Here is a 19,772-nt window from a genome sequence, read left to right as displayed (position 1 = left end):
CGGCGGGTGGGAGACTTCCGGTATGCCAGTGCTCGACCCGAACCCCCAGAACGGCCAGAAGAAGCTGCTGCTCGTCTTCGGCGCGTTCTTCGCCATCTTCGTGATCATCGGCATCATCGCGACGATCGCCTCACCCTAAAAGGGTCCCCGACGGACGTCCCCAGGCACACGCCGGCGGCCGATGGTGGGGCTAGCACCACCATCCCCTAGGGGGTGAGTGTCAGGGTCAACTGGGTGGATCACCGGATGGGTTGAAGGCCGATCGGTCCGTAACTTCGAAGTGTGGCCGCGACAGGCGGGCACCGACCACTCGAAGATCCGCGGAGGCATCATGTCGGCCCGTACGCACACCCCGCCCCAGCCGGCGTCCACGGGCCGTGCCGAGATCCGGCTGCCCTGGTGGGCGCTCGCCCTGCCGACGCTCGCGTTCATCACGCTGCTGACGCTGATCCTCAACCCGGCGGACGCGCAGGCCGCCAGCGCCGAGCCCGCGATCACCCAGCTCTTCGAGCGCATCCAGCAGCTCATCACGCACTGAGCGCCCCCGGAGGCTCCCGTCAACTACCTGCGCCCCATGGCCTGTTTCGTGCGAAGCTGGATCTCATGAGCGTCGCAGATTCCCGCAGGATCGTCCTCTTCCGGCATGCGAAAGCCGACTGGCCACAGGTGACCGACCATGAGCGGCCGCTCGCCGAGCGGGGCCGCATGGACGCGGCGGAGGCCGGCCGCAGGCTGGCAGACACCGCCATCCCCTTCGACCTGGCCCTGTGCTCCACCGCGACCCGGACCCGGGAGACCTGGAAGCTCGCCGTCCACGAGTTCCAGCACCGGCCGAAAACCGTCTACGAAGAGCGGATCTACGAGGCCTCGCCCGGCGAGCTGATCGCCCTGCTCAACGAAACCCCGGACGACGCGCAGAACGTCCTGCTGATCGGCCACAACCCCGGCGTACAGGGCCTCGCCGACGTCCTGTCCGGCTCGGCCGACGGTGATGCGCGCGAGCGGATGAGCCGCCGCGGCTTCCCGGCCGCCGCCTTCGCCGTCCTGTCCTTCAGCGGCACCTGGAAGACGCTGGAGCCCGGCGTGGCCACGCTGCTCGACTACTGGGCTCCGTCCGAGTGACCGACCCGCACCAAGGGGCCCGGCGCCGTCACGGTGCCGGGCCCCTTCGCACATCGGCCGTCCGGCCGTCGTACGGGCCGGCCGGGGGTGCGGGTCGTCAGTCCTCGTCGTCGTGCATGTCCGCGGCCTCGACCTCTTCGCGGGTGACGCCGAGCAGATACAGGACCGTGTCCAGGAACGGCACGTTCACCGCCGTGTGCGCGGCCTCCCGCACCACCGGCTTCGCGTTGAAGGCGACGCCGAGCCCGGCCGCGTTGAGCATGTCCAGGTCGTTGGCCCCGTCACCGATCGCGACCGTCTGCGACAGCGGCACCCCCGCCTCCGCGGCGAACCGGCGCAGCAGCCGCGCCTTGCCCGCCCGGTCCACGATCTCGCCGGTCACCTTGCCGGTGAGCTTCCCGTCGACGATCTCCAGCGTGTTCGCCTGGGCGAAGTCCAGCCCGAGCCGCTCCTTGAGGTCATCGGTGACCTGCGTGAACCCGCCCGAGACGACTCCCACTTGGTAGCCGAGTCGCTTCAGCGTACGGATCAGCGTGCGCGCGCCCGGCGTCAGCCGCACCTCGCTGCGCACCTTCTCCACCACCGAGGCGTCCAGCCCCGCCAGCAGCGCCACACGCGCGTGCAGCGACTGCTCGAAGTCCAGCTCCCCGCGCATCGCGGCCGCCGTCACCTCGGCCACCTTGTCCTCGCAGCCGGCGTGCGCGGCGAAGAGCTCGATCACCTCGTCCTGGATGAGCGTGGAGTCCACGTCCATGACGACCAGACGCTGGGCCCGGCGGTGCAGTCCGGCCGCGACGACCGCGATGTCGACACCCAGTGCCGCGGACTCCGTCACCAGGCCGGTGCGCAGCGGCTCGGTCTCCGCGCCGGAGACCGCGAACTCCACCGCGGTCACGGGGTACTTGGCGAGCCGGAAGATACGGTCGATGTTGGCGCCGGACTTGGTGATCCTGGCCGCGATGGCGGCCGTCGCCTCCGCGGTGAGCGGGTGCCCGAGCACGGTCACCAGCGAGCGTCCGAGGCCGCGCGGGCGGTTGTCGCCGAGGCCGGAGATGATCTCCGCCTGCATCTTCATGGACTCCGCCCAGCTATGGACGGTCGCCCGCAGATCCCCCTCCATGCCGGCCGGCGGCTGCGTCACGAGCGCGCACAGCGTGATCCGGCCTCGGGTGACGACCTGCTCGATGTCGACCACGTCGACCGAGTAGGCGGCCAGCGTGTCGAAGAGGCCGGCGGTGATACCCGGCCCGTCCTTCCCGAAGATCTTGACGAGAAGAGTGGGGACGGCGGGGATCTCTGAGGTCTGCGAAGCGCTCATGGTGCTTCCACCGTATCCGGCACCCAGTGCCTGCCGCCCCTGAGGTCCGTCTAGCGGACACGGAACTCTGGGTGTCGACCGGGTGGCGAGGGCCTTACGTTCCGGACACCTCTGCACCAGTGGCTGTGAACCGCCCCACGAGCACCTGTGGCCCGACACCTCACGGCCACGTGCCGAACGCCTGCCGGAACCTCACGGGCGTCCCTTCGGCTTCCTCGGCGGCGGGGCAGGAGGAGGTGGCGGCGGAGGCGGCGGCCCGTCGCCCGTCCCGGGCGACGACCCGTTCCCACGCCGCCGGGAGGTCCGGGGCGACCTCGGCGGCGGAGTGAACGGCCGCATGACCGTGGGCGCGCCGTAGATGTCGTCGCCCCGGTCGGGCGGGGGCTCATCGGTCGTGCGGTCACCGCCCGGCGGCCGGGCATCCTCCGGCTCGCGCAACTCCTCCGGCACCCGCAGGTAAGGGTTCGTGGCGGGGTTCGGGGGCCGGTACGGCGTGCCGGGCGCGTACGGCCCTGACCGGCCGGTGTGCCCGGAAGCACCGCGGCCCTCGGCGGCCGTACCCGGATGATCGCTCGCGCCCGCCGCACCCGGATGACCGCCTGCGCCCGCCGTACCGGCATGACCGCCCGCGCCCGCGGTACCCGCATGACCGCCCGCGCCCGCCGTTTCCACGGCACCCACCGTCGCCCCCCGGGCCAACGGCGTCGCCCGCTGTCCCGCGGCCCCGGTCGCGCGGGCCAGCAGCGCACCCACGGCACCCGCCCCCGCGCCCCAGACCGCCCCGAGGACCAGCGCCATGCCGAGGTTCCCCCGCAGCTCCACCCCGGCGCCGAACGCGTCGAAGCCCAGCACCGACAGCGAGGCGTCCACGGACACCTCCGCCAGCCACGCCAGCAACGGCAGGGCCAACGCGGTGACGACCCCGAGCCGCAGCGCACACCGCCCGGCGAAACGCAGGACGCCCGGATCCCGTACGCCCCCGTAGTCACCCGAGCCCCCTATGGACCCGGCCCCCGAGCCACTAACCGACCCGGCACCCGGGCCACCAACCGACCCGGCCCCCGATCCGGCCGCCGACCCGGCCCCCCAGCCGCCCCCGTGGACCACCGGCGTCCGCACAGCCGTCAGCACCCCGGCGAGCAGCATCATCACCGCCGCGGCGACGCCCAGCAGCCACACCCGGCTGTCCAGGTCGGCCAGTCGGCTCAGCGTCACGGACTGGTCGGTGCCGCTGTTCAGGAGGTCGTCCAGGGGATCCGGGAGCAGGCCCACGAGCACTCCCGTCGCCCGGCCGTCGAACGGCACGAACAGGCCGATCGGGATGCCGAGCCATACGCCGTTCGGGGCACCGAGCAGCGCGGCGCCCGCGATCCGCTTGGGATGGTCGTCGCCGATCGCCGCGTACGCCGCCGCCGCGAGACCGGCCACGACCGCCGCCAGCAGCACCGTGACGAGGGCGGACACGGCGGGCCGTACGACACGGTGCACCGCGCCCCAGGCGCGGGGGAGCGGGGTGCGGCGCGAGGCCAGCAGGGCGATCAGCAGGATGCCGGCGGACCAGCCCAGCCCGCCGAGCAGCGTCGGCGCCGTGTCCACGGTGAAGCCGACCGCGGCCTTGGCGTCGATGAGGTCGCCGACCTGGTCGGGGAGCAGCCCGCCGATGTCGCCGACTCCGGGGATCTCGAGACCGCCGCCGCCACCCCCGCCCGGCAGGTCGTCCAGCCCCAGCGAGCTCCCGTCGATCGTGATGACGTCGTGCCCGGCCCACGCCAGGCCGCCCAGCATCGCGACGAACAGCGCGACCACCGTGCCCCCGCGCGCGAGGAGTTCGGCCGGCGCGATCACAACTCCCGCGCCCCGCAACGACCGTAAGAAGAACCACGACAGCAGGACCGCGCCGACGAGGCTCACCCCGAGTGGCGTGATCTCGATGGCGGTCGCCGCCTGGGCGCCGGTCAAGCCGAAGGCGGACACATCCCCGGACGGTGTGACGGAACCACCGGCCCCAAGGGCCACCACAGCCGCGGTCATCGGGCCGAGCGAACTCGCCGAGTCCGCCTCCAGCAGATGGAGTCCGAGCGCCGCGGTGCCCGCCATCCCGATCAACGCCCAGCTCACGGCGGCTATCGCGGAGAGCAGGATGTCTCCCCACGGCAGCCTCGCGCCTTTCGATGCCTCGACGTACGTGGACGCGCTCATGGCAGACCCCCCGATCCGCTGCGCGGCCGTTCGCCGCGCATGTCCCCCTCGCGTGGATTACCACTCTCCGGGCTGGTTTCAACCCCGTCAACGGAACCAGTCGAAGCGCGTGGGCGCGGTCCACACAAGGCCCGGCTTTCGGTCAGGGGGCGGAGCCTGAAATAGTTCCCGACGATGTTCGACATCCCTAGACTCCCTGTGTTGGGGGTAACTCGGGGGACTACTCAGTGGGGCATGGAGTGCCGGAACTCGTACTGGAATTGAATGGAAGGACCTGGACGCTCGATGCGTCCAGGCCCTACACCCTCGGACGCGATCCGCAGGGTGACATCGTGCTCGACGACGCCAGGGTGTCCTGGCGGCATGCCACGATTAGCTGGAGCGGCCGCAGTTGGGTCATCGAGGACCACGGCAGCACCAACGGCACGTTCGTGCAGGGTCAGCGGATCCATCACCTGGAGATCGGCCCGGGCGCGGCCGTGTACCTGGGCAACGCGACCGACGGACCGCGCCTGGACCTCTCCGGCACCGCGGCCTCCGTCGCCACGCCGCAGGTCCAGCCACAACAGCAGCCGTATGCCGCGCAGGGCGCCCAGCCGGGCTGGGCCCAGCAGGCCCCGCCGCAGCAGCAGCCCCAGCAGCAGGCGCAGCAGGCCGGCTGGCAGCAGCCGCAGCAGGCCGCGCACATCCCGCAGCAGCAGGGTCCCGGCGGTGGCGCGGGGGCGCCGCCGGTCTACGGCGACCGCAGCCCCACCACGTTCCACCAGTTCTCGATCGGCCGCGTCATGCGCATCGGCCGTGCGCTGGAGAACGAGCTGGTCGTCTCCGACCTCCAGGTCTCCCGGCACCACGCCGAGTTCCACTCGACACCCGACGGCCGCATGGAGATCCGCGACCTCGGCTCCCACAACGGCACGTACGTCAACGGCCAGCCGATCGCCAAGGGCGGCTCGCAGCTCCTCGGCCCCGCCGACATCGTCGGCGTCGGTCACTCCACGTTCCGGATCGTCGGCGACCGCCTCGAGGAGTTCGTCGACACCGGTGAGGTCTCCTTCTCCGCCCGCCACCTCACGGTCACGGTCGACGGCGGCAAGCAGATCCTCAAGGACGTCTCCTTCGGCGTCCCGGAGAAGTCGCTCATCGCGGTCATCGGCCCGTCCGGCTCGGGCAAGTCGACCCTGCTCAAGGCACTCACCGGCTACCGCCCCGCCAACCAGGGCGACGTCCTCTACGACAACCGGAACCTCTACAAGCAGTTCGCCGAGCTGCGCCAGCGCATCGGTCTGGTCCCGCAGGACGACATCCTGCACAAGGAGCTGACCGTCAAGAAGGCCCTCAAGTACGCGGCCAAGCTCCGCTTCCCGGCCGACACCACGGGGGCCGAGCGCAACGCCCGCATCGACGAGGTGCTGCGCGAGCTGAAGCTCGACATCCACAAGGACAAGAAGGTCACGTCCCTCTCCGGCGGTCAGCGCAAGCGCGTCTCGGTGGCCCTGGAGCTGCTGACCAAGCCGTCGCTGATCTTCCTGGACGAGCCCACGTCGGGCCTCGACCCGGGCATGGACCGCGACGTCATGCAGCTCCTGCGCGGCCTCGCCGACGACGGCCGTACGGTCCTCGTCGTCACCCACTCGGTGGCCGAGCTGGCGCTGTGCGACAAGCTCCTGGTGATGGCGCCGGGCGGCGCGGTCGCCTACTTCGGCCCGCCCGAGGAGGCGCTGAACTTCTTCGGCTACGACACCTGGGCCGACGTCTTCTCCGCCTTCGAGAACTACCGCGACTACGACTGGGCCGGACGCTGGAAGGGCTCGCAGCACTACCAGATGTACGCCGCGGACATCGACGCGATTGCGCCGCAGTCCGTACAGATGCCGCCGATGCAGGCGATGAAGCCGCCGAAGCCGCAGGGATGGCTGTCGCAGTTCCTGACGCTGGTGCGCCGCTATGTGTCGGTGATCGCGTCCGACAAGGGCTTCCTGGCCCTGATGGTGATCCTGCCGGGCGTGCTCGGCGCGGTGAGCCTGCTCATCGACTCGGGCAAGGGCCTGCTGCCCAACCCGCCCAGCCCGCAGACCGGCCGGATCATCCCGAACGGCACGGCCACCACCGTGCTGCTGATCCTCGCGGTCGGCGCCTGCTTCGCCGGCGCCGCGAACTCGGTGCGTGAGCTGATCAAGGAACGGGTCATCTACGAGCGGGAGCGCGCGACCGGCCTGTCCCGCTCGGCGTACCTGATGTCCAAGGTCTTCGTGCTCGGCTTCATCACCGTGCTCCAGGGCCTGATGGTCGGCGTCATCGGCTTCGCCAGCCGGGAGATCCCGGAGGAGGGCCTCGTCTTCGGCAAGCTGACGCTGCTGGAGCTGTCGGTGCCGATCATGGCGCTGGGCTTCACCTCGATGATGTTCGGCCTGATCATCTCGGCCCTGGTGAAGACCGCCGAGAAGACCATGCCGCTGCTGGTCATGTTCGCGATCATCCAGGTGGTGTTCACCGGCTGCCTCTTCGCCCTCAACGGCTCGATCGGCGCCAACCAGATCTCGTATCTGATGCCGTCGCGCTGGGCGGTGGCCGCCGCGGGCGCCACGCTGGACTTCAACAAGATCAGCCCGCCGGGCCAGGGCGAGAGCAACGACCCGCTGTGGGAGCACGCGGTCGGCGTCTGGGCCATGGACATGATCGCCCTGATCGTCCTGGGCGTGATCTGCGGCATCTTCGTGGCCCGCTTCCTGCGCCGCCACGAGCCCGAGGTCATGCGCAAGTAGCCGTCCTCGTACAGCGCCCGAAGGGCGGCACCCCGTCAGGAGGGTGCCGCCCTTCGGCGTACGGATCAGAGGCCCGCGCCTACCTCGCTCAGTACGCGCTGTTGACGTTGTCGATCGAGCCGTACCGGTCGGCCGCGTAGTTGGCGGCGGCGGTCAGGTTCGCGACCGGGTCGTACTGGCTCCAGGCCGTGCCCGGGACGTGGTACGCGTCGAAGGTCGGCTTGATGACCTGGAGCAGACCGATCGACGGGACGCCGTTCTGGGCGTTGATGTCCCAGTTGTTGATCGCGTTCGGGTTGCCCGAGGACTCCCGGATGATGTTCTTGTGCAGGCCGTGGTAGGTGCCCGGGATGTTGTGCTTCTTCATGATGTCCAGGGCCTCACGGATCCAGCCGTCGAGGTTGTTGGCGTAGCTCTTCTTGACGGCGACCGGCTTGACCGCGGCGCGCTTGGCGGACCGGCTCGCGGCCTCCTTCGCCTTGCGCTCGGCAGCGGCCTTCTTCGCGGCGGCGGCCTTGCCGGCCCGCTGCTTGGCGGCGGCCTTGGCGGCCACGTGCTTGTCGTGGGCCACGGCGGCCTGGTGCTTGGCGGCGGCCACGGCGGCCTTGTGCTTGGCCACCAGCGCCTCGGCCTTCACCTTGTCGGCGGCGAGCTGGTCGGTGACGCTGCCCTTGACGTCCTTGATCTGCTCGTTGCTGTAGGCCACCTTGCCCGCGGGGGCTTCGGCCGTGGTCGTCTGGGCGTTTCCGGGTACGGCGGAGATTGCCAGGGCGGCGGCACCGAGAGTGGTGACACCAGCGATCGCGATCTTCTGACGCTTGTTGATGGAACGACTCAGACCACGGTTCTTGGCGTTCTTGAGCATGGCAGTAGGACCTCTTCGAATAGCGCGGAGGTCGCTCGTTGTCCGACGCGGGACACGGGTGCTTCCTGCACAAACGCCGCGGGCTGAACCCACGGCGCTGAGCGACGAGAGCCATTGTTAGCGGCCGCAAAATTGCCTGGCAAAGGTGTGACGTACGATCCCCGATAGTGGAGCCAGGAAGGGCAAAATAGGACAGACAGGGCCGTCTGTGCCGCTCAAAAGGGACGTCACTACCTACTACGGACTTTCGTACGTGATGTGGGCCCTATGCGCGGGCTCACATCAGGCGTGTATCGGTCTCACCAACAGTTGCTGGAGCAATGCTCTGCGTGAGGGTTCTCCGCCGGGAGGATGAGGTGCACGTCGCCGAACTCGTGCCACAGGTAGAGCCCGCGCAGCGCCTCCTCGTAACTACGGCTGATCGCGGCCCGCCCGGCGACCGCCTCCAGCATCAGCAGATGCGATGCCTCAGGCTCGTGCAGCCCGGTCAGCAGCCCGTCCACCACCCGCACCCCCCGCTCCGGCGTCACGACGAGATCCGTCCACCCCTCACGCGCGCGTACGACCCCGTCGGCGTCCACCGCCGACTCCACGGCCCGCACGGCCGTCGTCCCTACGGCGACGACCCGGCCGTCCCCGGCCTTCACCGCGTTGATCAGCCGCGCGGACGCCTCCGGCACCGCGAACCGCTCCGGATACGGCGGCTCGTGCGCCTCGGCCGAGGCCACCCCGGTGTGCAGACTGATCGGCGCGATCTGCACACCCCGGCTGACCAGCTCCGTCACCATCCCGGCCGTGAAGGGCCGCGCCGCACTCGGCATCTCCGCGCTGCCCGCACCATCGGCCGACGGCAGCGCGAACACCGTCTGGTACACGGACAGCGGCTGATCACGCTCGGTATAGGAGTAACGGATGGGCCGCCCGTGCTCCCGCATGAGCCCGAGGATCCCCGAGCCCGCACCGGCCGCCGAGGGAGCCGCCTCGCCCCCTGGCCTGTGACGGTCCGCACGCCCACTCCCCAGGGCCCCGGCGACCCGAGCCCACCGCAGCCGCTCGCTCCCCGCGCTCACCGGCTCCTCCAGGACCAGCCGCAGCCCGCCCGGCAGCCGCACCTCAGTACCCGCGGGCGCTCCCGCACGCGCGCGCGTGGTGCCCCGCTCGTCGGGATCGCGCAGCTCGACGGCCCACCGCCCGTCATCCCCGCGCGTGGAGAAGTGCACCACCACGCGTGCGTGCCCGATCCGCCCGTCCACGGCCGCGGCCAGCGTCTCCGAGGTGTTGACGACCAGCAGATCCCCGGCCCGCAGCAGCCGCGGCAGCTCAGCGAACGCGTGGTGCGACACCGCGGTGCCCCGCGACACCAGCAGCCGTACGGCGTCCCGGCCCAGCCCCGGTCCACGCTGCTCGGCGGGAACCCGCGCCGACAACTCCTCCGGCACCCTCACCGCCAGCGTCATCGCCGCCCCTCCAGCAGAGCGGGAGCCCCGTAGCGGCCGCTCGCCGGACGCTCGTCCAGCAACTGCAGGAACGCCGGCACCACACTGGCCGGCGCGGGCCGCGGATCGTCGTCGTCCGGTACGGCCGCCGTGTACAGGTCCGTGGCCATGTCCCCGGGGTCGACCGCCCACACCCGCAGCCCGGGCTCCTCCTCGCCGAGCACGGCCGCGAGATGGTCCAGCGCCGCCTTCGACGCCCCGTACCCGCCCCATGTCTCGTACGCCTCGGCGGCCGCGTCCGAGCTGACCGTGATCACGGCGCCCGTCCCGGCCGCCCGCAGCAGCGGCAGTGCCTCCTGCACCAGGGCCAGCGCGGCGACCACGTTCACCTCCAGCGCCCGCCGCAGCCCCTCCAGCGGCAGCGCCTCCAGCCGCAGAAGCGGCTCGGCGCCCAGTGCGCTGGCGTTGCTCACCAGCAGATCGACGCCGCCCAGCCTCCAGGCGGCCGCCACCAGAGCGGCCCGGTGCCCGGCGTCCGTGACGTCCCCCGGCACGGCCGTCACGCGCGTGCCGTGCGCGTCCCGTAGCCCGGCCGCCGTCTCCTGGAGTACCTCCGGCGTCCTGGCGTCCAGCACCAGATCCCAGCCGCGCGCGGCCAGCGCCTCGGCGAGCGCCCGCCCCAGCCCCTTCGAGGCCCCCGTGATGATCGCTACCGGCATGACAACCGTCCCCTCGTCCCAGCCGCCTCGGATCGGCGGTGCCCTCAACGTAGGAACGGGCCCGCCGGCCCCGCCTCGGACGCGGGCCGCAACATCGCGGGGCCCTTCGTCCTAAGCCGCGCACCCGGGACGTTCGACCTACGCCGCCGATCGGGGGACCAAAGGACTAGGACCACGGTCCTGGCCGGCCGGCACCACAGGTCCGATCCGGCTGTCACACCCCGCCGGTACCGTGAGGGCATGAGTCAAGCCCCCAGGTCCGGCCTAGCCGCGGTGAGCTCCGCGTTGCTGGCCATGAGCAGGCATCTGGAGGTGCGCGACGTCCTCAAGACGATCGTCGCCTCGGCCCGCGAACTGCTCGACGCGCAGTACGCCGCACTCGGCGTGCCGGACGACCACGGAGGCTTCGCCCAGTTCGTCGTCGACGGGGTCAGCGACCACCAGTGGAAGGCCATCGGCCCGCTGCCCCGCCAGCACGGCATCCTCGCCGCGATGCTCCAGGACGCCAAGGTCGAGCGCCTCGCCGACGTCCGCAAGGACCCCCGCTTCGAGGGCTGGCCGTCGGCGCACCCCGACATGTCCGACTTCCTCGGCCTGCCGATCCGCGACGGCGACGAGGTCATCGGCGCCCTGTTCCTCGCGAACAAGCTGCGTTCTGTGGGGGGACACCCCCCACACCCCCCGAGCCCGAAGCCGGAAGGAAGCTGCGGCTTCACCGAGGAGGACGAGGAACTCCTCTCCATCCTCGCCCAGCACGCCGCGATCGCCCTGACCAACGCCCGCCTGTACGAGCGCAGCCGCGAGCTGACCATCGCCGAGGAGCGCTCGCGCCTGGCCCACGAACTGCACGACGCGGTCAGCCAGAAACTGTTCTCGCTGCGCCTGACGGCCCAGGCCGCCACCGCCCTGATCGACCGCGACCCGTCCCGCGCCAAGGGCGAGCTGCACCAGGTCGCCGCGCTCGCCGCCGAGGCCGCCGACGAACTGCGCGCCGCGGTCGTCGAGTTGCGCCCCGCAGCCCTCGACGAGGACGGCCTCGTCGCCACCCTGCGCACCCAGATACAGGTCCTGGACCGCGCCCACACCGCCCGCGTCACCTTCGCCGGCCGCGGCGTGAAGGCTCTGCCCTCCTCCCAGGAGGAGGCACTGCTGCGCGTCGCCCAGGAGGCCCTGCACAACGCCCTGCGGCACTCCGGCGGCGAGCACGTCGACGTGACGCTGGACCGGCGCGGCAGCGGAGCCGTGCTGCGTATCACGGACGACGGCAGCGGCTTCGACCCGAAGGCGATCCGCCGTGCCGGACGCCACCTGGGCCTCGTCTCCATGCGGGACCGGGCGAGCGGCGTCGGCGGCACGCTGACCGTGGAATCGGCGCCCGGCAAGGGCACCGTGATCGAGATGGAGGTCCCCGGTGGCTGACGCAATCAAGGTGCTGCTCGTCGACGACCACCAGGTGGTCCGCCGGGGCCTGCGCACCTTCCTCGAGGTGCAGGACGACATCGAGGTCGTGGGCGAGGCCGCGGACGGCGCCGAAGGAGTGGCCCGCGCCGAGGAGCTGAGGCCGGACGTCGTCCTCATGGACGTCAAGATGCCGGGGATGGACGGCGTCGACGCCCTGCGCAAGCTCCGCGAGCTGGACAACCCCGCGCGCGTGCTCATCGTCACCAGCTTCACCGAACAGCGCACGGTGATCCCGGCCCTGCGCGCGGGCGCCGCCGGGTACGTCTACAAGGACGTCGACCCGGACGCGCTCGCCGGAGCCATCCGCTCGGTCCACGCCGGCCACATCCTGCTCCAGCCCGAGGTCGCCGGCGCCCTGCTGTCCCAGGAGGAGGCCAACTCGGGGCAGGGGAGAGGGGGATCGCTCACGGAGCGGGAGCGCGAGGTGCTCAGCCTCATCGCGGACGGCCGCTCGAACCGCGAGATAGCCAGAGCCCTGGTCCTGTCGGAGAAGACCGTCAAGACGCACGTCTCGAACATCCTGATGAAGCTCGACCTCGCAGACCGCACCCAGGCCGCCCTGTGGGCCGTACGCCATGGCGTGACCGGCTGAAACGCTCTCCGCACGGCATCACGGACGGCAATACGGAGGGTTCCGCTCCGGACTGAGATTCATACCGTCGTGGGAATGTCCCCCGGATGGCGCATCCTTCGCGGATCTCCGCCGTTCTCCAGTGCGTGCTGCGGCGACTGCCGCGGCAATCGCAAGGAGGGCTTAGAAGTGAAGAACCTGAAGAAGGCAGCGGCCGTGACGATGGTGGCGGGTGGCCTGCTGGCCGCCGGTGCCGGAATGGCCTCCGCCACCGACGGCGCGCACGCCGACGGCCAGGCCGTGGGCTCCCCGGGCATCGCCTCGGGCAACCTCGTCCAGGCCCCGGTCCACATCCCGGTCAACGTCTCGGGCAACAGCGTGAACGTCGTCGGCATCCTGAACCCCGCCTTCGGCAACCTGGCCGTCAACAAGTGACGACCCCCCAAAACAGGCAGTGACCTCCGGCCCCCCGGGTTTCCCCGGGGGGCCGGTCTGCGTCGACGGGGGGCCGGGTCTCGAGGGGCGGGTCCCTCTCAGCGCCGGTCAGTCACACCCCAGCCCGTCCAGCGTTTGAGGACGAGGCCCCTTCAGGGCCGACACGGGGGCCTGGGGGCAGAGCCCCCAGGCACGCTCACACGAACGCCGCACCAAGAACCCGACACTCACCGCACGCCCCGCTCCCGCTCCTCCACAACGGAGTTGTACGCAGCCACCTGCGCCCGCCGAGCCACCCGCTCCACCGGCCGCAACGCCTCCGTCCGAGCCACCATCTCCGCGGAGCTCACCGCACCCCCGTGCCCGTTCTCCCGCGCCAGCGACAGCAGCATCCCCACCCGCTGAGCCAGCTCCAGCACCCGCACCGCCCGCGGCGGATACCCCGGCGCCAGCATCTCCCGCCCCCGCTCGGCCCGCGCCCGGTACGCATCGATCGCCGCCTCGGCCACCGGCCCCGATCCGGCCACATCAAGCCGGGACAGCACCTCGGTCGCCTCCCGCAGGCCCTCCGCCAGCTCCCGCTCGGCCTCACCCAGCGACGGCACGTCCGCGGGCGGCGCCTCCCGTACCGGCAGCACCTGCCAGACGACCTCGGCATGCACATCACCGTCGGGCCCGGCCTCGTACACCTCCGGCACCAGCCCGAGCGCGGCACCGTGGCAGATCACCGCCTCCTCGGCATCCATCGCCCGCGCGTTGAACTCCGGAGGCCCGCTCAGCCCCAGCGGGTGCCCCGGCGCGGGCAGCGCGACCCGCAGCGCGCTCACCCCGAGCGTCCGCAGCCGTCCCAACCCCAGCGTGAGCCCCACGGGCGCCGACTCGCCGGGCAACCCCTCCACCCGGTGCGCGGCGTCGTCGCCGACGATCTCCTGCACGGCGTCATCCGGTGAGACAAGCCCGGCCAAAAGGGCATTTCCCCAAGCGGCAAGACGTCCTGAACGTGGTTCCGAAAGCATGCCCCCAGCCTAAGGACCGGACCGATGGAATGAAGGGGTGGACCGGTGGCGTAGATTTCGTTGAGGGCTGCGCCCACGGGCGCACGCGACCACTGAGACGCCGAGACCGGTCACACTGCAAGGGGAGACAACGCGCTCATGAGCGATGTTCTGGAGCTTCAGGACGTATCTGTGGTCCGTGAGGGCCGGGCTCTGGTGGACCAGGTCTCCTGGTCGGTCAAGGAGGGCGAGCGCTGGGTCATCCTCGGCCCGAACGGAGCCGGCAAGACCACCCTCCTCAACGTCGCGTCCAGCTACCTCTACCCCACCAAGGGCACCGCGACCATCCTCGGCGAGACCCTCGGCAAGCCCGGCACCGACGTCTTCGAGCTGCGCCCGCGCATCGGTGTGGCCGGCATCGCCCTGGCCGAGAAGCTCCCGAAGCGCCAGACCGTCCTCCAGACGGTGCTCACCGCCGCGTACGGCATGACCGCCACCTGGAACGAGGACTACGAGGAGATCGACGAGCAGCGTGCCCGCGCCTTCCTCGACCGCCTCGGCATGACCGAGTACGCCGACCGGAAGTTCGGCACCCTCTCCGAGGGCGAGCGCAAGCGCACCCTCATCGCCCGCGCCCTGATGGCCGACCCCGAGCTGCTCCTGCTCGACGAGCCCGCCGCCGGCCTCGACCTCGGCGGCCGCGAGGACCTCGTCCGCCGCCTCGGCCGCCTCGCCCGCGACCCGATCGCCCCCTCGATGCTCATGGTCACCCACCACGTCGAGGAGATCCCCCCGGGCTTCACCCACGTCCTGATGATCCGTCAGGGCAAGGTCCTCGCCGCCGGCCCCATGGAGCTCGAACTCACCTCCCGCAACCTCTCCCTCTGCTTCGGCCTCCCCCTCGTCGTCGAACAGGTCGGCGACCGCTGGACGGCACAGGGCCTCCCGCTCTCCTGACCCGCTCCTTCACCCCGCGAAACCCCAGTGGAGAACCCCGGTAAGAAGGGCCTTTCAAACGATCGGCGCCCTGTCGGCGACAGGGCCTGCGGTCCTACCATGACCATGTGGAAATCGACGCGTGGGTTTGGTGGTTGATCGGCGCGGCAGCGCTCGGCATCGGGCTCGTGATCACCGCGATGCCCGAACTCGGCATGCTCGCGGTCGGCGCCGTCGCGGCCGCGGTGGCGGCCGGCATCTTCGGCGGTGACGCCGTCGTCCAGGTCGTGGCCTTCGTCGTCGTCTCGACCGCACTCATCGCCGTCGTACGGCCCATCGCCAACCGGCATCGCGCACAACGGCCCCAACTGGCCACCGGCATCGAGGCGTTGAAGGGCAAACAGGCCGTCGTTCTGGAGCGCGTCGACGCCTCGGGCGGCCGGATCAAGCTGGCCGGAGAGATCTGGTCGGCACGCGCCCTCGACACCGGCCGCGCCTACGAAGTAGGTCAGGAAGTGGACGTCGTGGACATCGAGGGGGCCACGGCCATCGTCATGTGACCTCGCACCGTGACCTCGCACGACGTATCTGGCGCGAACGGCCACGGTGTACGCGACGGTCTGTCAGACTCGACCAGCAAGATCTTCAACAAGCATAAGATCTGCCGAAGTTGCCGCAGCGGAGAAGGGATACGGGGAACGACGATGGAACCGGTCATCATCGTCCTGATCATTCTGGTGGTGTTGGTCTTCATCGCCCTGATCAAGACGATCCAGGTCATCCCGCAGGCGAGCGCGGCCATCGTCGAGCGCTTCGGCCGCTACACGCGGACACTCAACGCGGGCCTCAACATCGTGGTCCCGTTCATCGACACCATCCGCAACCGCATCGACCTGCGTGAACAGGTCGTGCCGTTCCCGCCGCAGCCGGTGATCACCCAGGACAACCTGGTCGTGAACATCGACACCGTCATCTACTACCAGGTGACCGACGCCCGCGCGGCCACCTACGAAGTCGCCAGCTACATCCAGGCGATCGAGCAGCTCACGGTCACCACACTCCGCAACATCATCGGCGGCATGGACCTGGAGCGCACCCTGACCTCCCGCGAGGAGATCAACGCGGCCCTGCGCGGCGTCCTCGACGAGGCGACGGGCAAGTGGGGCATCCGCGTCAACCGCGTCGAGCTCAAGGCGATCGAACCGCCCACCTCCATCCAGGACTCGATGGAGAAGCAGATGCGCGCCGACCGTGACAAGCGCGCCGCGATCCTCACCGCGGAAGGTACGCGCCAGGCCGCCATCCTCACCGCAGAGGGCGAGAAGCAGTCCCAGATCCTGCGCGCCGAAGGTGAGGCCAAGGCAGCCGCCCTGCGCGCGGAAGGCGAGGCCCAGGCGGTCCGCACGGTCTTCGAGGCCATCCACGCCGGCGACCCGGACCAGAAGCTCCTGTCCTACCAGTACCTCCAGATGCTCCCGAAGATCGCCGAGGGCGACGCCAACAAGCTCTGGATCGTCCCCAGCGAAATCGGCGACGCCCTCAAGGGCCTCTCCGGCGCCATGGGCAACCTGGGCGGCCTGGGCGGAGGTTCAGGCGGCAACAGCTCCTCCGGCTCGGAACGCCGAGAGAAGCCGTCGATCGACTGACGCACGGTTCGTCGTACGACAAAGGGGCCCGCCTTCTCAAGGAAGGCGGGCCCCAACGCCGTTCAGGGGCGCGGGGACCCGCGCGACAAGCCACGAGCGGCCCGCACCCGACCAACCACCCCAGTCCTTACGGCGATTGGTCACGCAGCGTCCCGGGCAAGCCAATCCGGCAGCGCCTCGAACTCCTCGGCCCCCAGCGCCAGCAACATCGCATCGGCAGGCGTCGGCTCGAACGGCTCCCGAAGCAACGGCATACCCGCCTGCTCAGGAGTCCGGTCAGCCTTGCGGTGATTGTCCTCCGCACACGAGGCGACCGTATTCAGCCAAGTGTCCTGCCCACCCCGCGACCGCGGCACCACATGGTCCACGGTCGTGGCCCGGCGCCCGCAGTACGCGCACCGGTGCCGGTCCCGCACCAGAACACCCCGCCGCGACCACGGCGCTTGTCTTCGGAACGGCACCCGTACGTACCTGCACAGCCTGATCACCCGGGGCGCGGGTATGTCGACCTCCGCTCCACGCATACGCAGTTCGGGGTGGGCCTGCTCGACGACGGCCTTGTCCTGAAGCACCAGAACGACGGCTCGATTCAACGTCACCGTCGACAGCGGCTCGAAGCTCGCGTTCAGTACCAGCGTGTCCCGCATTGCAGCCCACCTCCCGTGCGCACCTGCCCACCCCCTGGCGGGCTGGGATCAACTCTGGCCGGGCACGCCGAGATGGACAACGAAATAAAAAATGCCCGCCCCCGATCACTTCCATGACCGGGGGCGGGCAAACGTTCCATGAACGTCAGGCTTCGGCGGGCACCTCGTACTCGGCGATCACATGCGCACGCGCGAGCGCGTGGAACCGCAGGTTGAAGCCGACCACGGCCGGACTGGCGTCCGAGTCCGGACCGAGCTTCTCCTGGTCCACGGCGTACACCGTGAACACATAGCGGTGCGGCCCGTCACCGGGCGGTGGCGCGGCACCCCCGAAGTCCTTCGACCCGTAGTCGTTCCGCGCCTGTACGGCACCCTCCGGCAGCCCCTCGAACTTGCCGCTGCCCGCACCCGCAGGCAGCTCGGTCACGGAGGCCGGGATGTCGAAGAGGACCCAGTGCCAGAACCCGCTCCCCGTAGGGGCGTCCGGGTCGTAGCAGGTCACGGCGAAGCTCTTGGCCTCGGCCGGGAAGCCCTCCCAGCGCAGTTGCGGCGAGGTGTTGCCGGCCGCGTGGACCTGCGCGTCCTTGAGGGTCCCGCCGGCCGCGACATCCTCGCTCGTGACCGTGAAGGACGGCACGGGCGGATGGAAGTCGTGGGGCAGCGGCCGCCGCTTGGGCTCGGTCACTTCGATACCTCCTGACGAAACAGTGGAATCAGCAGTTCCGAGCCTAGAACCAGTTGCGCTTGCTGCCGACCTCGGACAGCCACTGGTTGAGGTACGCCGCCCAGTCGGTCCCGTGGAAGTCGTTCAGACCCACCTGGAACGAACGGAAGGTGTCACTGCCCTCGCTGAACAGCCCCGGCTTCTTGTCCATCTCGAGGACGACGTCCATCGCGTTGCCGTCGGCGACGAAGCTCAGCTCGACCTGGTTGATCCCGCGGTACTGCTGCGGCGGGAAGAACTCGATCTCCTGGTAGAACGGCAGCTTCTGGCGCGTACCGCGAATGTGGCCGCGCTCCATGTCCGCGTTCTTGAAGCGGAAGCCGAGCTGGATGAAGGCGTCGAGGATCGCCTTCTGCGCGGGCAGCGGGTGCACGTTGATCGGGTCCAGGTCGGAGGAGTCCACGGCCCGGGCGATCGCCAGCTCCGTCGTCACACCGATGTTCATGCCGCGCAGCGCCTGACCGTCGATCGTCGTGACCGGCGTCTCCCATGGGATCTCCAGCCCGAACGGCACCGCGTGCACCGCCCCGGGCTGAAGCTCGAAGGCACCGCCGAGCTGCATCTTCGTGAACTCGATGTCCTGCTTGTACTCCGAGTCCTGGCTCTCGACCTCGACACGCGCCTGAAGACCCACGGACAGGCCCTCGATGTTCTGGCTCACGGACCCGCCCTGAATCCGCACCTCACCCTGGACGACACCGCCCGGAACGACGTTGACCTCGGTCAGCACCGTCTCGACCGAAGCACCGCCGGCCCCCAGGCTCGCGAGCAGCTTCTTGAACGCCATGACTCTCCTCTTCTCAGAGTGGATCCCTGATCCCTACAAACGCGATCCGGCCGTGGCCGGTTCCGCGACCACCCTGGCAAGGCGCACGCTTCCTGACCACCCCCGTCGCGACCACCCGTCTCCACTACCCTCGGACGGCATGATCGCGACCCCCGACCGTACGCCCCTGCCACGGGACTTCTTCGACCGCCCCGTCCTGGAGGTCGCCCCCGACCTCCTGGGCCGCATCCTCGTACGCACCACCCCGGACGGTCCGATCGCCATCCGCCTCACAGAGGTAGAGGCCTACGACGGTCCTAATGACCCCGGCTCCCACGCCTATCGCGGCCGCACACCCCGCAACGACGTGATGTTCGGTCCCCCCGGACACGTCTACGTCTACTTCACCTACGGCATGTGGCACTGCATGAACCTGGTGTGCGGTCCCGTAGGCCGGGCGAGCGCGGTCCTGTTGCGCGCAGGCGAGATCGTGGAGGGCGCCGAGCTCGCCCGCACACGTCGACTCTCGGCCCGCAACGACAAGGAACTGGCCAAAGGCCCGGCCCGCCTGGCCACCGCCCTGGACGTGGACCGAGCCCTGGACGGCACGGACGCCTGCGCCTCCGGCGAGACCCCGCTGAGGATCCTCACCGGCACCCCGTTCCCCTCCGACCAGGTACGGAACGGTCCACGGACCGGCGTGGCAGGTGACGGGGGCAACGGCGACTTCCACCCCTGGCGCTACTGGATCGCCAACGACCCTACGGTCAGCCCCTATCGGGCTCACGTCCCCAAGCGTCGCTCAAGTTGACGCGCCATGACGGGACGCGTAACGTGGCCCGAGCCGCTGAACCGGGTACTGCGAAGTCAGCAGCCGGAGCGGCCAACCCACTACCTACGACAACCCCTCAGCGGGGTCGATTCTGGCGTGCCCGCATGCCCGAATTCGAATCCGCGGAACCCCGATTATGAATCGGGCGGGGGAATCGGCTAACGTAGTGAATGTCGAAAGGGCGACGGGCGAAAGCCCAAGCCCCAAGGCAATCCCGCCGACAGGGAATCGGATCGAGAAAAGGATCTGATAGAGTCGGAAACGCAAGACCGAAGGGAAGCGCCCGGAGGAAAGCCCGAGAGGGTGAGTACAAAGGAAGCGTCCGTTCCTTGAGAACT

At 70.2% G+C, this 19,772-nt stretch carries 20 protein-coding genes; 11 read left to right on the top strand and 9 right to left on the bottom strand.

All coding sequences use genetic code 11. The annotated features are described in order from the left end of the window. Positions 1 to 22: 22 nt before the first annotated feature. The 3 genes from ACZ69Q_RS22870 to ACZ69Q_RS22860 all read left to right on the top strand — a co-directional run bounded on the left by ACZ69Q_RS22870 (position 23) and on the right by ACZ69Q_RS22860 (position 1,122). Positions 23 to 139, top strand: a complete 117-nt coding sequence (locus ACZ69Q_RS22870) for an SGM_5486 family transporter-associated protein (RefSeq protein WP_093745518.1) — start codon at positions 23 to 25, stop codon at positions 137 to 139. 192 nt (positions 140 to 331) lie between these two features. After that, positions 332 to 538, top strand: coding sequence for a hypothetical protein (locus ACZ69Q_RS22865; protein WP_471044747.1), 207 nt, complete (start codon positions 332 to 334; stop codon positions 536 to 538). Between the two features lie 65 nt (positions 539 to 603). After that, positions 604 to 1,122: a SixA phosphatase family protein gene (locus ACZ69Q_RS22860; protein WP_471044744.1), complete on the top strand. Its 519-nt coding sequence runs from the start codon at positions 604 to 606 to the stop codon at positions 1,120 to 1,122. Positions 1,123 to 1,219: 97 nt separating this feature from the next. On the opposite strand, the gene serB is transcribed toward ACZ69Q_RS22860, so the two are convergent. Together serB and ACZ69Q_RS22850 are read right to left on the bottom strand one after the other, a co-directional pair. Further along, on the bottom strand, positions 1,220 to 2,440 hold the full coding sequence (serB, locus tag ACZ69Q_RS22855) for a phosphoserine phosphatase SerB (RefSeq protein ID WP_471044741.1): 1,221 nt from the start codon (positions 2,438 to 2,440) through the stop codon (positions 1,220 to 1,222). 192 nt (positions 2,441 to 2,632) lie between these two features. Beyond that, positions 2,633 to 4,639 carry a streptophobe family protein gene (locus tag ACZ69Q_RS22850; RefSeq protein WP_471044739.1) on the bottom strand — a complete coding sequence of 669 codons (2,007 nt, stop codon included), beginning with the start codon at positions 4,637 to 4,639 and terminating at the stop codon, positions 2,633 to 2,635. A 239-nt stretch (positions 4,640 to 4,878) separates the two neighbouring features. Here ACZ69Q_RS22850 and ACZ69Q_RS22845 point away from each other — a divergent pair, with 239 nt between their 5' ends. Then, positions 4,879 to 7,401 carry an ABC transporter ATP-binding protein/permease gene (locus tag ACZ69Q_RS22845; protein WP_471044737.1) on the top strand — a complete coding sequence of 841 codons (2,523 nt, stop codon included), beginning with the start codon at positions 4,879 to 4,881 and terminating at the stop codon, positions 7,399 to 7,401. A gap of 88 nt (positions 7,402 to 7,489) precedes the next feature. Here ACZ69Q_RS22845 and ACZ69Q_RS22840 read toward each other — a convergent pair whose 3' ends face one another. The 3 genes from ACZ69Q_RS22840 to ACZ69Q_RS22830 all read right to left on the bottom strand — a co-directional run bounded on the left by ACZ69Q_RS22840 (position 7,490) and on the right by ACZ69Q_RS22830 (position 10,421). Beyond that, entirely contained in the window at positions 7,490 to 8,266 is a 777-nt protein-coding gene (locus tag ACZ69Q_RS22840) for a transglycosylase SLT domain-containing protein (RefSeq protein ID WP_471044735.1), read from the bottom strand. Positions 8,267 to 8,565: 299 nt separating this feature from the next. Beyond that, entirely contained in the window at positions 8,566 to 9,723 is a 1,158-nt protein-coding gene (locus ACZ69Q_RS22835; protein ID WP_471044733.1) for an S-adenosylmethionine:tRNA ribosyltransferase-isomerase, read from the bottom strand. Then, the gene (locus tag ACZ69Q_RS22830; protein WP_471044730.1) at positions 9,720 to 10,421 is read right to left on the bottom strand and encodes an SDR family NAD(P)-dependent oxidoreductase; all 702 of its coding nucleotides are present in this window, start codon (positions 10,419 to 10,421) and stop codon (positions 9,720 to 9,722) included. The genes ACZ69Q_RS22835 and ACZ69Q_RS22830 overlap by 4 nt, the downstream gene beginning before the upstream one ends. A 240-nt stretch (positions 10,422 to 10,661) precedes the next feature. On the opposite strand from ACZ69Q_RS22830, the gene ACZ69Q_RS22825 reads away from it, so the two are divergent. The 3 genes from ACZ69Q_RS22825 (at position 10,662) to chpE (ending at position 12,888) form a co-directional block, all read left to right on the top strand. Beyond that, positions 10,662 to 11,840, top strand: coding sequence for a GAF domain-containing sensor histidine kinase (locus ACZ69Q_RS22825; RefSeq protein ID WP_471044728.1), 1,179 nt, complete (start codon positions 10,662 to 10,664; stop codon positions 11,838 to 11,840). Beyond that, positions 11,833 to 12,474: a response regulator gene (locus tag ACZ69Q_RS22820; protein ID WP_471044725.1), complete on the top strand. Its 642-nt coding sequence runs from the start codon at positions 11,833 to 11,835 to the stop codon at positions 12,472 to 12,474. The genes ACZ69Q_RS22825 and ACZ69Q_RS22820 overlap by 8 nt, the downstream gene beginning before the upstream one ends. 168 nt (positions 12,475 to 12,642) lie before the next feature. After that, positions 12,643 to 12,888, top strand: a complete 246-nt coding sequence (gene chpE / locus ACZ69Q_RS22815) for a chaplin ChpE (protein WP_147996851.1) — start codon at positions 12,643 to 12,645, stop codon at positions 12,886 to 12,888. A 227-nt stretch (positions 12,889 to 13,115) separates the two neighbouring features. Here chpE and ACZ69Q_RS22810 read toward each other — a convergent pair whose 3' ends face one another. Continuing rightward, complete coding sequence (locus ACZ69Q_RS22810; protein ID WP_471044722.1) at positions 13,116 to 13,904, bottom strand: hypothetical protein; 789 nt, start codon at positions 13,902 to 13,904, stop codon at positions 13,116 to 13,118. Positions 13,905 to 14,042: 138 nt separating this feature from the next. Here ACZ69Q_RS22810 and ACZ69Q_RS22805 point away from each other — a divergent pair, with 138 nt between their 5' ends. The 3 genes from ACZ69Q_RS22805 to ACZ69Q_RS22795 all read left to right on the top strand — a co-directional run bounded on the left by ACZ69Q_RS22805 (position 14,043) and on the right by ACZ69Q_RS22795 (position 16,465). After that, positions 14,043 to 14,840 (top strand): ABC transporter ATP-binding protein, encoded by a 798-nt coding sequence (locus tag ACZ69Q_RS22805; RefSeq protein WP_471044720.1) that lies wholly within the window; start codon positions 14,043 to 14,045, stop codon positions 14,838 to 14,840. Positions 14,841 to 14,947: 107 nt separating this feature from the next. Next, positions 14,948 to 15,379 (top strand): NfeD family protein, encoded by a 432-nt coding sequence (locus ACZ69Q_RS22800; protein ID WP_471044718.1) that lies wholly within the window; start codon positions 14,948 to 14,950, stop codon positions 15,377 to 15,379. Positions 15,380 to 15,523: 144 nt separating this feature from the next. Beyond that, entirely contained in the window at positions 15,524 to 16,465 is a 942-nt protein-coding gene (locus tag ACZ69Q_RS22795; protein WP_471044716.1) for an SPFH domain-containing protein, read from the top strand. 140 nt (positions 16,466 to 16,605) lie between these two features. Here ACZ69Q_RS22795 and ACZ69Q_RS22790 read toward each other — a convergent pair whose 3' ends face one another. From ACZ69Q_RS22790 to ACZ69Q_RS22780, 3 genes are all read right to left on the bottom strand, one after another. After that, positions 16,606 to 17,112 carry an HNH endonuclease gene (locus ACZ69Q_RS22790; RefSeq protein WP_471044713.1) on the bottom strand — a complete coding sequence of 169 codons (507 nt, stop codon included), beginning with the start codon at positions 17,110 to 17,112 and terminating at the stop codon, positions 16,606 to 16,608. Between the two features lie 145 nt (positions 17,113 to 17,257). Then, a complete protein-coding gene (locus ACZ69Q_RS22785) occupies positions 17,258 to 17,797 on the bottom strand; it encodes a YbhB/YbcL family Raf kinase inhibitor-like protein (protein ID WP_471044711.1) in 540 nt (179 codons plus the stop codon). Between the two features lie 43 nt (positions 17,798 to 17,840). After that, positions 17,841 to 18,623, bottom strand: coding sequence for a sporulation protein (locus ACZ69Q_RS22780; RefSeq protein ID WP_471044708.1), 783 nt, complete (start codon positions 18,621 to 18,623; stop codon positions 17,841 to 17,843). Positions 18,624 to 18,762: 139 nt separating this feature from the next. Between ACZ69Q_RS22780 and ACZ69Q_RS22775 the strand changes: the two genes are divergently transcribed. Further along, on the top strand, positions 18,763 to 19,413 hold the full coding sequence (locus tag ACZ69Q_RS22775) for a DNA-3-methyladenine glycosylase (RefSeq protein ID WP_471044706.1): 651 nt from the start codon (positions 18,763 to 18,765) through the stop codon (positions 19,411 to 19,413). Positions 19,414 to 19,772: the final 359 nt, after the last annotated feature.

The sequence above is a fragment of the Streptomyces sp. NPDC036764 genome, assembly GCF_055609385.1.
The sequence above is the reverse complement of the archived record's forward strand: the minus strand, read 5'-3'. Positions and strand labels throughout refer to the sequence as shown.